The organism is Ruminococcus sp., assembly GCF_016283395.1.
This window is the reverse complement of sequence record NZ_JAEEMU010000056.1, coordinates 1-15,295: the sequence shown is the minus strand read 5'-3', so window position 1 is coordinate 15,295 and position 15,295 is coordinate 1. Positions and strand designations below refer to the sequence as shown.

The 15,295-nt window shown below is 44.4% G+C and carries 8 protein-coding genes; 1 reads left to right on the top strand and 7 read right to left on the bottom strand.

The features are described from left to right. Window positions 1-36 precede the first annotated feature (36 nt). From QZZ41_RS14435 to QZZ41_RS14405, 7 genes are all read right to left on the bottom strand, one after another. Window positions 37-1,572, bottom strand: a complete 1,536-nt coding sequence (locus QZZ41_RS14435; protein WP_295073682.1) for a leucine-rich repeat domain-containing protein — start codon at window positions 1,570-1,572, stop codon at window positions 37-39. Further along, window positions 1,562-3,880 (bottom strand): leucine-rich repeat domain-containing protein, encoded by a 2,319-nt coding sequence (locus QZZ41_RS14430; protein ID WP_295073679.1) that lies wholly within the window; start codon window positions 3,878-3,880, stop codon window positions 1,562-1,564. The genes QZZ41_RS14435 and QZZ41_RS14430 overlap by 11 nt, the downstream gene beginning before the upstream one ends. Before the next feature lie 117 nt (window positions 3,881-3,997). After that, entirely contained in the window at window positions 3,998-5,044 is a 1,047-nt protein-coding gene (gene fliB / locus QZZ41_RS14425) for a flagellin lysine-N-methylase (protein ID WP_295073676.1), read from the bottom strand. A gap of 38 nt (window positions 5,045-5,082) precedes the next feature. Further along, complete coding sequence (locus QZZ41_RS14420; protein WP_295073673.1) at window positions 5,083-7,029, bottom strand: nucleoside-diphosphate sugar epimerase/dehydratase; 1,947 nt, start codon at window positions 7,027-7,029, stop codon at window positions 5,083-5,085. A 38-nt stretch (window positions 7,030-7,067) separates the two neighbouring features. Next, entirely contained in the window at window positions 7,068-7,790 is a 723-nt protein-coding gene (locus tag QZZ41_RS14415; RefSeq protein WP_295073670.1) for a CpsB/CapC family capsule biosynthesis tyrosine phosphatase, read from the bottom strand. A gap of 291 nt (window positions 7,791-8,081) precedes the next feature. Next, window positions 8,082-10,349, bottom strand: a complete 2,268-nt coding sequence (locus tag QZZ41_RS14410) for a cellulase family glycosylhydrolase (RefSeq protein ID WP_295073667.1) — start codon at window positions 10,347-10,349, stop codon at window positions 8,082-8,084. A gap of 392 nt (window positions 10,350-10,741) precedes the next feature. After that, complete coding sequence (locus QZZ41_RS14405; protein ID WP_295073665.1) at window positions 10,742-14,269, bottom strand: YfhO family protein; 3,528 nt, start codon at window positions 14,267-14,269, stop codon at window positions 10,742-10,744. Window positions 14,270-14,545: 276 nt separating this feature from the next. Between QZZ41_RS14405 and QZZ41_RS14400 the strand changes: the two genes are divergently transcribed. Further along, window positions 14,546-15,295 (top strand): glucosyltransferase domain-containing protein (locus tag QZZ41_RS14400; RefSeq protein WP_295073662.1); only part of this gene is annotated, 750 nt, incomplete at its 3' end.

Genomic DNA, 15,295 nt, shown 5'->3' with positions numbered 1-15,295 from the left:
AAGGGGCGGATATTATCCGCCCCTATGATTTTCAATTTATTCTTCTTCGGCATCTTCTTCTGAGTCATCGTCCTCGTCGGAAATGTCATCATCATATTCTTCTGAGTCGTCCTCTTCATCGCCATCATCGTCATCATCGTCATTTTCATCGGCGATGAGCTTCTTGTATTCTCTTTCCTCAGCTTCTTCCTTAACCTTTTTAGCAGCTTCTTTTGCAGCCTTTCTTGCGCTTGTGGGAGCTGTTTTTTTGCTGCGCTTCATAAGGACTATTGCGAATACGATAACGGCAATGATAATACCTACCATTGCAGCTATAAAAGCAAACTTCGCAATATTTACATCTTTGGCTGTATACTCTATACTGTTAGCCTTTGCGTATTTTTCAGCTGCCGAGCTTGAGAACACGCTCATAGAGAAGCCGCTTACCTTGGTTTTCTGCTCGTTTGCATAAGTGAAACCGAAAGCATCTTCACCGACCTGAGCTACGCTCTTTGGTATATTTACCTGTTTCAGCTCCTCACAGCCGAGGAACGCTTCCTTGCCTATGGTCTTTAGTCCCTCTGTAAGCACTACCTTATTCAGCTTCATACAATAAGCAAAACCAAGTTCGTCAATAAGTTCAAGAGAAGCCGGCAGGTCTACGGTCTCAAGTCCCATATCGAACATAAATGCACCAAATCCGATGCTTTTGAGGCCCTCTGCGAAGTCAGTTTTCTTGATAGATGAGCAGTTCCTGAACGCTTCGTCTTCTATGTATACCAGCGAATTAGGCAGGAACAGATTGGTTATCTGGGCGCAGGTGGAAAATGCACCGCTTTTGACAGTGTTTACACCGTTGGGAATGACTACATCGCCGCTTATCTCAGTTGAAGCACGGTAGATAAAGTGCTTGTCTTTATCCATTAGCATCTCGTTCTCATAGATGAAATTGCTCGTTGCGGAAGCATCAATATCATTTATTGAGAACCAGCAGCCCATAGCGTTGTCGTTTATTTCTTTAAGCGAAGCAGGCAGACGGAATGAGCTTATCTTGCCGCACTGATAAAATGCATAGTCGCCGAATGAAGTTATGGTATCGGGAAGCTCTACATTTTCAAGATTATCGCAAAGTGCGAATGTAAACGGAGCAACTTCCGTAAGTGTATCAGGCAGCTTTACGCTTTCGAGAGCACTGCACGAGAAGAATGCATATTCACCGAGAGATTTCAGCTTTTTCGGCAGTTTTACGTTTTTGAGCGATGCACAGCCGTAAAAGGCTCTTGGTTCAATAGTAGTTACAGAGTCGGGGATATCAAGTGAGGTTATTGCAGTACAGTTCAGAAATGCGCCCTCACCGATAGCTGTTACAGCAGTACCGTTTCTCATTGAAGGTATGGATTCTACGATAGTAGCCGTACACTGAGTTATCTTGTAAGTATTGTCGTCTGTGAGCTCAAAGACAAACGAACCGTCAGTCAACGGATCGTCGCCTGCACCCTGTAAATTATCAGCAGCAGCACTGAACGGTACGCTGCATAATGTCATAAAGCCTGCTACAAATAAAGCGGCAGCCTTTTTTATATCAATCCTCATCGGATACTTCCTCCTCATCGTCCTCATATTCTTCATCATCGTCATCTGCGTCCTCGTCAGCCTTTTCTTCCTCCTGCTTCTTGCTGCGGAGCTCGGCTGCCTTTTCTTTTCTTCTGGCTTTATCAGCAGCAGCCTTCTTCTTTTTTACGCCCTTGCCGATGAGTATGCCGAGGACTGTGAGGATAGCTGCGCTTATGATGCCGATTAGGGTATAAAGGAAGCGTGTATCCATGTTCTTTCCGAGTATTTCTGTTGTATTTGTAATGACCTCAATGCCGTTTTCTTTAGCGTATTCATATGCCTTAGAGCTTTCGGGAGCATAGAGCTTGAAGCCTGCAACGAGAAGGTCATTGCCTGTTTCGGAGTCCTTCGAGTCGGTGTCAGTATCAGTATCGGTTTCAGCATCGGAAGAATGGTCCTTGCAGTAACCGAATGCACAAGTGCCGATAGTTTTGAGGTTTTCGTAAAGTCTCAGGCTTTTCAGTGAAGTGCAGTTATAAAATGCGTCTGCTTCGATAGTATTAAGTTTTTCTGAGACCTCAACGGAGCTGAGATTTGAGCAGCCCTCAAATGCGTATGCAAGTATTTTCTCAACTTTGGACATTTTCACGCTTTTGATGTTCTTATTGTTGAGGAAAGCAGACATGCCTATCTCCTTTACACTGTTGGGAACAGTGAAGCTGTCGCCCGATTTATTTGCAGGGTAGCAGAGAAGTGAAGTCTTGTCCTTTGAGTAGAGGATACCGTCGTTAGAGCTGTAATTTCCGTCGCCCTCACCGATGTTTATTTCTTCAAGCAGCGGGCAGTATACGAAAGGTTCATCGTCCTGCCAGTCCTTCAGACAGCCTGCGGCTGTTACTTTTTTCAGTGCGCCGCAGCCGCTGAACACAGCTTCTGCGATAGTCTCAGCACCCTTGAACTCGATAGTTTCAAGCTTTGCACATTCAGCAAAGGCAGCCTGACCTATTTTCTTTACACTTTCGGGGATAATGAGAGTTTTGAGCTCTGGACATTGCAGGAATGCACTTTCTCTTATTTCAGTGACTGTATCGGGCAGGATTATCTCCTCAGCCTGACAAGGTGTGAAGCAGCCGGGGTATACGACAGTTATTGTATTTCCGTCTATTTCCGAGGGTACAGTAACGGTCTTGTCCGCAGCTCTGCATGAGATGAGCAGAGTTGTATTGTTCTTGATAGCGTAGGTATAATCGCCTGAATTGACAGTTTCTAAGTTCAGGAGCTCTTTCTCCTGTGTATATTCCTCACGGGTGAGGAAAGTGAAGCTGTTTTTATAGTCGTAGTCGCTGTCGGAGTCTGTAGAATATTTGTAAGCTGCACCGCCTATCTTACCGACTAAGGTAAAATCGTTCATAGGTATGATACCGCCGTATTCCGATGAGCGGTATCCGAAAGCGGAATAGCCGATCTCCTGCACAGAATCGGGGATAACTATAGTATCGAGCCCTGTATCCACGAAGGCATACTGTCCGATAGACGTGAGCGACTCTGGGAGAGCTATATCCTTTATGAGACTACAGCTTGAAAAAGCACCGCCGCCGATAGCTTCAAGACTGTCAGGGAAAATAATATTTTCCATTGTGCTGCAATTCGAGAATGCATAGTTAGGGAGAGCCTTTATTATAGTCTTACTGAGATCCACGGATTTAAGGTATATCATGTCGCCGAATGCGAAAGCACCTATCATCTCAAGCGAAGTCGGGAAATTCAGAGTGGTGAGTTTTGCACTGTAGAACGAAGCAAATCCGAGAGTAGTAACTCCCTCGGGGATAGTATAGCTGTCGCCCTCCTTGCACCACGGATAGCATATCAGAGTTTTCATGTCCTTGGTAAAGAGGACTCCTTCAACAGAAGTATACTCAGCATTACCGCTGTCTACTTTTATCTCCTTGAGCTTTGTGCAGTACATAAAAGGGTTGTCTGCGGAGATATACTCAATGGAAGCAGGGATAGTAACGGAAGTGTACGGATTGCTTTCGTGGTCTTTACCAAGAGCAGTCTTGCCAAGCTCTGTTACTTTTTTGCCTTCAAGAGTATCGGGTATAACGAGAGACTCCGCAGTGCTGGTGCAGTCCTCGATACAGATATTTCCCTCGGAAGTAAGAGAATACTTGAAATCGCCGCTGGTCTTGTAATCCTCTTCCGCAGCAGCAGTTGTAGCTTCGACTCCGTCATTTGCCTCAACAGATGCACCGTCAATAACTGCATAAGAGACTAAAGGTGAAGCCGCAGATGATGCGCAGAGTATAAGACCTGCGATAAAAGCGGCAGTTTTTTTACAGTTAAACATAAATATTACCCTCTCATTATTTATGCGGCAAAAGCCGTTAATTCACATTCATTATATCATAATATTGCAAGTATTTCAATGAATTTCACTTAGTTTTCGCATTTAAAGGCGGATATTTCAGATATTGTCCACATTTCCGCCAAGACTTTTATACAGCAGGTCTTTCAGAGCCGATATACTGAAAAAGGGCTCGTCTGCGAAAAGTTCAAGGAGCTTTTCCATGTTTTCCTCGCAGTATTCCGTCTCTTTTGAGTAATTCTTAGCTATTTCGGCATATTCCGAAAGGTTAAGGACAGTCCCTTTCAGTGCGGAATATCTGAACAGTGAGCTAATGACGATGATGCTCACTGCAGCAAACTTGGTATACCCCAGTATTTCTCCGTCATAAACACTTTTCAGCAGGTAGCGGAATATAAGGTACTGAGCTATCCTGCGGAGATATATGTCAGCTGAGCTGTCGTGCTCAGGCAGACAGTTCAGCTTTTCGGTGCAGTCCTTTATGTATGGCAGCCAGTTTTCGTCAATGGGTTCAAGCTCGCTGAAACAGCCGAAAATACGGCTAAGATCATGGGAGCAGGCTACTGTATCGTTATCGGGGAATGGCATATCAATGCTTTCCTGTGTATCGGCGGCGATATCGAGGATATCCGAAATTGCATCGGCAAGGGGGACAGTCTCATCACTGAGGACACGGAACATATCGCTTCTTGCGGATAATATAAGCTCGAAAAGCTCATCGTCGTAGCCGCCTGCGGCTTCTTCGTAGGGGGTATCGGTCTCCGAAAGCTCGAACGGACGGGACAGTATAAGCTCCGCAGCGGCTTCGCAGCACAGCCCTACGCCGCCCTCTTTGAGTCCCTCGAACCACTCGAAGTAACGTGGGTGATCGGAGCATATGCGGCACAGCTTGTCCTCGCCAAGCTCGGTGTATATATCGCAGAGCCCCTTAGCATTGAGAAAGGGGCAGCGTTCATCTTCCGTGAGTACGAAACAGCCGTCACGGATATTGTCTCTGAGTCTTTTGCCGAATTCTCCGCCTACACTTTCGTAATATCGCACGGTATCGGTGTCGATATCTATTTCCCAGCCCTTGCAGCAGCTGTCTTTACATTTTCCTGCGATACAGCGGAAATCCCTGCAATATTCGGGTGTCCTGTATATCATATTGCTTCTCCTTTATGGCAATAGTAAAGGGACTGAAGTCAGTCCCTTACATTTTCGACAAATTCTGTTTTGCTGTGCTTGATTATCTCGGCTCTGTTGAACTCCTCGGGAGTAATAAAGGTAGGAACTATCTCATGGAGCTGTTCAACTACAAGGTCACAGAGGTTTTCGTTAGCAGCATTTCGCAGCCTTCTGAGCTTTTTGATGAATTCTTCGCCGTCAAGCTCTATCTGCTGACCGATAAAGATAAGCTCGTTTGAGGTCTTTCTGAGTCCCTCCTCGTTCATGAGGAGCTCTTCGCGGAGCTTTTCGCCCGGACGGAGACCTGTGAACTTTATCTCAACGTCTTTATACGGTTCTTTTCCGTACATACGTATAAGGTTTTCAGCCAGTTTTACGATATGAACAGGCTGTCCCATATCAAGCACGAATATCTCTCCGCCGTGAGCTATTGCAGCGGCTTCGAGGACGAGGCTTACAGCCTCGGGTATTGTCATAAAGTATCTTATGACATCGGGGTGAGTTACGGTAACAGGCTTGCCCTGCTCTATCTGCTTTTTGAAGAGCGGTATTACAGAGCCGTTAGAGCCGAGAACGTTACCGAAACGTGTTGTTACGAACTCGGTATAGCAGTCTCTCTGCTGTGAGAGGTACTGTATTATCATTTCGCAGCAGCGTTTTGAAGCTCCCATAACATTCGTAGGATTAACAGCCTTGTCGGTGGATACCATAACGAATTTCTTGACCTTGTGGAACTGTGCCAGCGAAGCGGTGTTGAAAGTACCTATAACGTTGTTTTTGATAGCCTCCATAGGAGAATTTTCCATAAGAGGAACGTGTTTGTGAGCAGCCGCATGGAATACGATATCGGGCTTGTACTTTTCAAATATGCGGTTCATGCGGTAATAGTCTCTTACGGAAGCGATTAGAACGGTAAGATTAAGGCTGTCGCCGTAGTCCATGACAAGCTCCTGCTGGATAGCGTAAGCGTTATTCTCGTAGATATCCACAATGATTATCTGCTGAGGACCGTATTTTGCGATCTGGCGGACAAGCTCAGAGCCGATAGAACCGCCTCCGCCTGTTACCATACATACTTTTCCGTAGATGAAGTGACGTATCTCCTCGTTGTCGAATTTTATAGGAGAGCGTCCAAGAAGATCCTCGACCTTGATGTCGCGCATCTGAGTGAGGATAGGAGTGTTTCCGTTGTCAAAGATAAGATTGCCTATGAAAGGCACTACCTTAACTGGGAGCTTTGTACACGAACATATATCGAGGATACGCTTTCTCTCGTCCTCAAGGCAGGAGGGGATAGCAAAGATTATCTGCTCGATGTGCTGCTGATCCACGAATTTGATTATCTCATTTGTAGTACCTACAACAGTAACGCCGAGTATTTCCGAACCTATCTTTGATCTGTCGTCGTCGATGATACATACAGGATCGTATACTGCGCTTACCTTGTCATCTGTGAAAGAGGATTCGGTAGCATTTTTTATCTCGGTAAGTATCATTCGGCAGGTCTGACCGCCGCCCACTATCATAGTACGTTTTTTGCCGTTTTCGGTGACAGAGTCCGAGAAAGTGACAAAGGTCTCCTTGAAGAGAAATCTGAAAAGGCACACGCCGATAAGAGATATCAGACCGTGAACGCAGGCATAATTGATGTTTACGTTTTTTCTGATGATATAAATGAATCCACAGGCGATAATGATACCGCCGATGACTCCGTAGGCGCATGACAGATAATCACGTTTATGGAAAAATCTCCAGAGCTTGCTGTAAGCTCCGAATATAAACAGCGAGCCGCAACAGGTGACAGAGCTGACGACAAAGCTCATAAGCATATCGGAGCGTGATATCTCCGAATTAAGGAACGAAAGAATAAAATTTGCGATAAGAGCAGATGACATGATGATGAATGCATCTGCAAGAGCAAGAATTACTCTGCGGAAACTAAACTTTTCTAATAGATTTTTCATACTTTTCCCCCATTAGCTCATAAATAAAGCCATTAAAATTATGCCCCTTGTTCTCCGATCTCTGGCGGAGCCATGACACGAAGCTGTTCCTCTGTTACTTTCAGAAGAGAATTTGACGCTTCAAGTACATCGGGGTCACATACCTCCAAACAAACATCCCAGTTCGGACATCTCGTGTCCGTATTATGTGCATCGCTTCCGAAAATAATTGTCTTTTTCTCTTTTACCAGCCGTTTTAACAAGTCTCTTTCTCTCTGTAATAAGAATGCATCGTTATTAAACTGAAAAATAGCGTCGGTCTTGAGTATTTTCTCAAAATTTTCGGGCGAATAATATGTGAGGTATCGGTGTATGTGAGCAAGCACTACTTTCAGCCCGTACTCTGAAGATATAGCGTTTATCTCCTCAGACATCCAATCCTCATAATCTCGGAAAGGCAGCTCAAGAAGTATCATGTCTGAGTCCTCGATAGCAAGCTGCTGTATCCCGGGAATTTTCGATATTCCGTGTTCTATGGCGACTTCTGCGCCAAGAAGCATATTAGGTATTGCAGTATAATCGGCAATACTGTCAAAGGCGTCCTCACGCCTTAAAAGATATTCTGTCAGTGAACGTTCCTCATGCGCATAAAAATGAGGAGTAGCGATGATCCTTTCAACGCCTTGCTCCTTCATCATGTCTATCATGTCCAGAGCGGTATCCGCATCGGGCGCACCGTCGTCCATGCCAGGCAGAATATGACAATGGTAATCAGTAAGCATATTTAGTTGTCTTCCTTTTTTCTACAATAGAGCATTAATTGCATATTATAAAGCATATTTATATCTCTGCTTTTGTTATATTTTTTATCCCAATAGTATCGTTATTTCTTTTTATATGTACAGCGATACCGTTATAATTATATAACAGTTCATATTGTTTTGTCAATAGGTAACAAATGTTAATATTATTTTATAATTGAATAAGTGCAAGAAATTATTAAATCAGAGCATAAAAAATGCAGCTGCGTGATGCAGCTGCATTTTAGAGGTATATGAGAACTGAATTAAGAATTAGTCTACAACTGTACCTTCAGCAACAGGAAGTGTATTGATCTTGTGGAGAAGGAAGAGCTGGATAACCTGAGCGTCCTTTACAGTAACGCCGTCGTTGCCGTAAACGTCAGCTGCCTCAGCACCCTTGCCGTTGAGCTGATACTTGTTAGGATTTGCGAGAGACTGCATGATGAGAACTACGTCGCCCATGTCAACTCCGCCGTCCTGGTTAGCATCGCCGTTGCCTGTGCTCTTTGTGTTAGGTGTGCTTACTGTTGTTGTTTCAGTAACAGTAGTTGTTGCACTTGTAGTAGTTGTAGATGTAACTGTTGTAGTAGTTGTGGTTGTTGTAGTAGTTGTAGATGTTGTAGTTACTGGCTGTGTAACTGCCTGTGAAGCGAATTTAGCACTTACCATATCAACGAGTTCAGGCTGATACCAGATCTGAACCTCAGCTGACTGGAGATCATCAGGGAAGCTTGAGATTGGAAGGATAACCTGGAGGTCACCGTTAGCATCTGTCTTGCCTTCCCACTCAACCTGCTCCCAGCCGTCGCCGTTGAAGCCTACGCAGCCGTTAGTGTCTGTGTTTGGTTCGCCCTTGAATGTGAGAACAAACTGAGAAGCTGTCAAATCGTGTTTGAAGTCAACAGTATACTTCTTTGTCTTGCTAACAGGAACGTCGATCTGTACATCAGGAGCATCGAGGATAACTATCTTCTCGATGTTTGTCTTACCAGGTGTTCTTGCCTGCATATGGTTGATAGTTGAAAGGTCGCCTGCGTAAGCAGCAGGTACCTGTGTATCAACGAGGTAGTAAGCGATGCCGTTTGCCTCGTCAACTGTGTAAGCTGCCATTTCTGACCAGCCCTTGTAATCCTTGTCTGAAACAGCGAGGATAGGCTGATCGCCTGTGTACTTGATAGCAACTTCCTTGCCCTTGAGGTCGTTCCATGAGATCTCCTTACCAGGAGTTGAGTTGCCGTATGTCTTTTCGAGAGCTACGTCGATCTCTGTATTTTCGAGGAATACCTTACCTGTTGAGAGATCCTGATGATCGTAAGTAGGCATCTTGCCTTCGCTGCCCCAAACGATAGAATCATCGTTCATGATCTCCATCATCTTGTTGATGATTGAGAGACTTGAAGAATACCATTCGCCTGTCTCACGGTTGATATAGCCGTGGCACTCACCGGGAGCCTTTGGATTTGACTCGATGTTGTTGTCCCAGAGAACGCATGGGATACCATACTTCTTAGTTGTTGTGAAGTACTGAGTTGTCCAGTCTACACGAGCCTGTGTGTTGCCGAAGTTAGATGTACCCATCTCACCGATAACTACAGGAACGTCCTTATTGATGAACATATCGCGGAAGTTCTGGAGGTTGTAAGCAAGGTCATTGCTGAAATCCTTTGTAAATGTATCGTGATATGCACCTGTCTTTTCGTCAGTGTTCATTGTGAAATTATAAGGTGTGTAAGCGTGGATAGAAACAGCGATGAAGTCGTCATTCTCAGGAAGAACGATCTGGTTGAGGAAGGTCTTGTCTGAGCTTGCTACATAACCCGGGAGCATAAGGAGACGGGTCTTAGCGTAAGGACCGTCCATGCCTCTGATGAGCTTAACGAAGTCTGCCTCCAGCTTGTTGATAACGTCAGCCTCAGCAACAGGTTTTGCATACCACCATTCCCAGTCTGTACCCTTAGCACGGGGCTCGTTCATGCACTCAAATATGAGATGCTGGTCATAATCCTTGAATTCTGTAGCGATCTGCTCCCAGAGCTTCAAGAGTCTTGGCTTGATATCGTCATAAGCTGTAGCAAGATCAGGTCTGTTGATCCAGCCCTCCTCGTGGTGAATGTTGAGGATAACGTACATACCGTTCTTGTAAGCGTAGTCAACTACCTCGTGAACTCTTGCCATCCATGCAGGGTCAACGTTGTTGTTTGAGTCAAGGTGCTGGAACCATGTTGTAGGGATACGGACTGTATTGAATCCCTTTGCCTTGAGAGCCTTGAAGAGAGTCTCGTTTGCCTTTGGGCAGCCCCAGCAGGTCTCTGAATCAAGACCGTATGTTGTGAGAGGATTGCCGTTCTCGTCCTGAGCATAAGCGTCGAGAGTGTTACCTAAGTTCCAGCCCACCTTCATATTCTGTGTGATCTGGAAAGCTGTCATTGTGTTTGCAGCATCAGCATCTCCGATAGGAGCTACGTTGATTGAAGTGAAGAGGCAAGCTGCGGCAGCAGAAATGCTGACCAAACGTTTAACGTTCTTTTCAATAAACATTATGTTTTCCTCCTTAATGATATAAAAATGATATTTGGTTTATTCGATCGAAGCTCAGTGCAAAAAGCTTCAATCTAACTTTACAACTAAATTTTATCATATGTGTAGAATAAAGTCAAGTGGATTTGTGCAAAATACATAATATGTTATATAGAATTCTGATTTGTTATTTTAGTACAATTGTCCAGAGAGAAGCTATATACCGTGAAATGATTATTTCTAATTTTTTATTTTGATATAACATTTCACATGATAAGAAAAAGAAATTAAATAATGTGATAAAGTATTTTACTATGTAACATATAGTTAATAAATTAGTTCTCATTTTACCATGTATCACAAGTGCGTTAAAGAAAAAAAGAAAGTCCCCGCACATTGGCGGGGACATGAAATTACTTCTTCTTTTTCTTGTTTTTGTTGTTTGCAGAATTCTGAGCTGGCTTTTTAACAGCTTCCTTTACGGTCTCTGTTACATTTTGTGCAGTCTCTTCAGCTTCCTCGACAGCATCTTCAACAGCTTCTTCAACTGCATCTTCTGCTGTTTCTTCAGCGTTTTTCATCTCTGCGGCAGTCACTTCAACAGCGTCCTCGATAGCTTTTAAAGCATCTTTTGATATAGACTCTGCTTTTTCCTTGACATCATCTGCGGCATCTTTTGCGTCCTCAGCGATGTCCTCGGCTTTGTCCTTAGCCTTTTTGAGTGACTCTTCGGCGATAGCTCCCTTTGATTTTATCAGCTGTGATTTTTTCTTGCCTTTTTTCTTTGCAGCCTTTTCCTGAGCAGCTATCTCAGCAAGGTATTCGTCAGCCTTGCCGCTCTTGATTATCTCTTTAGCCTTCTGTACTTCGAGGAGCACCTTGTTGTGCTTCTTGTCATACATAAAGAAGAGTACGAGAATAGCTATACCGAGTATAAGTGTGAATATACCGAAGTTAAATCCGGGAGGAGTATACTTCATTGAAACAGTGTGGTGACCTGCGGGGAGACGTATGCCTATCAGAGTACCGAGAACGAGTACTTCGCCCTTTGCACCTGCCTCAGCAGACTTGCTGTCGTTTACGAGCACTGTCTTGTCAGAGCCCTCAGGCTTTGTCTCTGTAATGAAGTTCTCAGCAGCCTCGCCGTCGATCTCTACCTTCCAGCCCGGCTCGTAAGGGATAGTTGTCATGAGTATCTCGCCTTCCTGAGCATCAACATCACCTACAAGGTAGCGGTCTGTAGTCTTGCTCATATCGAGATTCCACTGACGCTCCTTGAGCTTGTTGATATCTTCAGCGAAAGCATCTTCATCAAGGTAATAGAAGTTGAAGCCCTGGTTCTTTCTTACCATGATGTACTCGTTGCTTCCTGTGTATCTGCCGTCTGTAGGCGGGATAGTAAGTCTTATCTCGACTTCATCGCCTGCATTGAACGGACCCATTCTTACGATAGGTGAAGAGTTGGTGTTGAAGTATGTGCCATAGCCGTCATAAGCTTCCGTACCTGTCTTCTGACCTCTGTATACACCGTCCTCGCCCTTTACAGCTACCCATACGTTACAGGTCTTTCTCATTTCAGAGCCGAGGTGCATATAGATGTTTCCGTCCTTAGGAACAGTAACATCAACGTTTACAACAGCGTCGTCAACGCCTGCGAATGCTTCGTAGCAGTCGTGAAGAGTGCCGTTGTTATTGTAATCGTGGAGATATACCTTTGTATCATCGTATTTTACAGTACAATCGAAAGGAACATAATACTGCTTTGGAACAAGCGGAACAGCTGTGTAATCGGTAGTATTTCCTGTCATTGAGCTGAGGAAGTTGTTAAGGCTGTTGAATGGGTTATCGTTGCCGAGACCTGAAAGTCTCAGGATATCCTCGTTAGCCATGTAACCGATATTCAGCGCGTTTGGATTTTCGTAGATGTCAACTGTTGCAGGGACATCTTTATCCTTTGTGTATGAGGTGGAGAAACGCTTGACGTAGGAGTGATCCAGCATCTGTGTGCTGCCGCTGCTTCTTGCAGGGTCATCAAGGATATACTTGAAGCCGAGGATAGAATCGGCAACAGGGTTGCAGCCCTCATATTTTGACTCGAAGCTCTGAGTGAAATAACCCATAGCCTCAATGAAAGTGATAGCTCTTGCATTCATTACCGAGCTTGAGTGTGAAATACCCTTGAGACCGTAAGCGAGGTCGTCGTTTACCATACGTGAATATGTCTTTTCAGCGCGGTAGAAGCCGTTGTCGTAGTTTTGGAGCTCCTTTACAACATCGGGAGCGGAAAGTATCTCGGTGTATGTGCTCTTGTCGGAGTTGCCGACTTCCTTGAATATCTTTCTGAACGAGTCATAGCAGTTATAGCCTGTCTCAAAGAATATGAACAGTGCCATTACAACGGATATAGCACTTTTAGCCTTTTTGGTCTTGGAGTGGCTGTACAGATAAACGCCTGCAAGGTAGATGCCTGCGAGTATCATACCGAAAGCGATAGTGCCCAGCCATGTTTCTTCCCAGCTCTCAGAGCCGCGCTCCATATTGGCTTTGTAAGGAAGAATAGCAACATACTTGTATTTGCTCTCGTTATAGTTGAAGGACTTCATCATCTTGCAGAATATCGCCGTCAGTATACCGATAACTGCTGCCGATGAGCCTACACTCAGCGGTGATAGCTTATAGCCGTCAAGCTTTGAGAACACCTCTGCTGCCATTGATACGAGAACGAATGAGAGCAGGAATGAGTATCTGTATGGGAGCCAGTTAGGATCCTGACCGCCGTGCCACATCATATTGATAGGCTTTACATACATACTGAACAGGAGGGCAAAGGTCATAAGACCGTAGCCTATCTTGTTGTTGGTCTTTATCTTCTTGTTCATGAAGAACAATGGGAGAAGAACGAATGTGAGCACACCGCAGTATATCTCAGGTCTGCCGTAGAAGCGGGTTCCCTCGTCAACGTTAACTGAGTAATACTGGTTCGGGAGCAGACAAGGAACGAGCTCGATAGGATTGAACATAGCCCTGTAGCTGTAATCAGGAACAGAGAAGTCGAACTTACCAAGTGCAAGGGCATTGTAGACAGGCAGTATCATGAACATACTGCAAAGCAGGACTACCACGGTGGAAACGCCCATAATACCTATGGTCTTTGCGTATTCCTCTATGCTCTTGAATTTCCGCTTAGTACCGAAGAACAGGTAATAAACGAAGTAAATGGCGATAAATATGGCTATCATGAAGCCAATATAGAAGTTTGCCACGAACATTATAGCTGTAGGTATGATGTAATTCAGCTTTCTGCCGTCATCAATGAGATATTCCACGCCGAGGATTATGAGTGGCAGGAATATAGGTCCGTCGATCCACATGGGGTCGATGAGCTGGATAACGACATATGCCATCATAGAATACATTGTTGAAAACAATACAGACTGGAGCGGTTTGAGTCTCTTTGACTTCTGTGCATAGATGCAGAATGTAAGACCTGCCGCACCTACCTTTACCATCTGCATTATCATGACGCTTTCGATTATCATTTTTCTCGGAAGCAGCATGACGATGAAGGTGAACGGACTTGCGAGGTAGTATCCTATGATACCCATGAAGCCGCCCGAAAGGTTTCGGCTCCAGTTGTAGAAAATACTTCCGTCGCCCCAGAAAGCATTTCTCAATGCTTCAAAGTAGTAGATGTACTGACCGTTAAGGTCGAGCGTCAGTACGGAACGTTCGCCGAATGGGTAAACATCAAAGCAGATGTATGACACGAATGTCAGAAGAAAAGGTACAAGAAAAGCGATGACATAATAAAGCGGCTTGAACTTCTGTCCCTTTTTCTCGGCTATGATGTCTGCGGCAGTGATAGCAGGTCTGGTGCTGCCGATCTTGTTGCGGGATGAGGACGAAGCAGTCTTCGTACCCGTAGCTGTTGACTTAGCCAATTTTGTTCCTCCTTTTGTTTCGGGTGGTAAAAGCCATAGTACCCGATTATAATACTATTTTCTATTATACTACAAAACTCCGCGCTTTGCAATAGAAATTTTATCTTGCCGTATAAAAAACAGGCATCTACTTCTTAGACGTATCTTTTGCGTGATTCTCTCAGTAAAACAATGTGAGAATCATGAAAAAAAGAAACGCAGTGATGAAGCATTGACAGGGCCTGAGGATTTGATGTATAATATGTTTAACGTTGGTATGCAAACGGGGGATGTACTTTGCTTAATGAAAAGAAATATGACATAAAGCGGTTGGCGCGTTTTTTTGCGGTAAACTGGATATTATGCACACTTGCCTATATCGTACTGATATCAAACGAGCTGACGAATACATATGACGGACTCTGGAAGGGCTCATACGATATCGGATATCAGTGGGTGATCTCTATAGGAAGGTGGTTCTGGCCTACTATAGGAAGATTGAGGGAGAATTATTCCCCCGAACCCTTTACATCAATGTTTTCGTTAGCCTGTCATGTATGCGGCGGCATCATTGTGGCGTATATTTTCGGGCTGAAAGACTCGTTCAGGGGATATATCGTTGTTCTTATAAGTGTGGTAAATACTGCGGTATGTTCGTTTTTGTCATATCGTTATATGTCTCCGACCTTTGCGTTTGCGTATCTTTTTGCGGTACTGGGAATATGGCAGCTCAGGGAATGTTCTGTCAGATCGCTTATCATATCAACAGTTTTGTTCACGCTTTCGCTGGGCTGTTATCAGATGAATATAGGCTGCGCCTGTGTCTTTATTCTTGTTCTTGTATTATGGTATCTGCAAAATGAAGCCGACAACAGGAAGATAATAAAATTCATGGGCTGTTCTGCTGTCTCAATGCTGACCGCATTTATCAGCTACAAGATAATATGGGATATTTTCCTTAAACTCAATCACGCGGAAGCGAGCGCATATAAATCTGCTGATAAGATATCCGTGATCTCGCTTATAAAGTCATTACCGAAAACATTT

Excerpts from the sequence above, each read along its gene's own strand:
- QZZ41_RS14435 (WP_295073682.1), bottom strand. The coding sequence starts at position 1,572 with ATGAGGATTGATATAAAAAAGGCTGCCGCTTTATTTGTAGCAGGCTTT.
- QZZ41_RS14430 (WP_295073679.1), bottom strand. The coding sequence starts at position 3,880 with ATGTTTAACTGTAAAAAAACTGCCGCTTTTATCGCAGGTCTTATACTC.
- fliB (WP_295073676.1), bottom strand. The coding sequence starts at position 5,044 with ATGATATACAGGACACCCGAATATTGCAGGGATTTCCGCTGTATCGCA.
- QZZ41_RS14420 (WP_295073673.1), bottom strand. The coding sequence starts at position 7,029 with ATGAAAAATCTATTAGAAAAGTTTAGTTTCCGCAGAGTAATTCTTGCT.
- QZZ41_RS14415 (WP_295073670.1), bottom strand. The coding sequence starts at position 7,790 with ATGCTTACTGATTACCATTGTCATATTCTGCCTGGCATGGACGACGGT.
- QZZ41_RS14410 (WP_295073667.1), bottom strand. The coding sequence starts at position 10,349 with ATGTTTATTGAAAAGAACGTTAAACGTTTGGTCAGCATTTCTGCTGCC.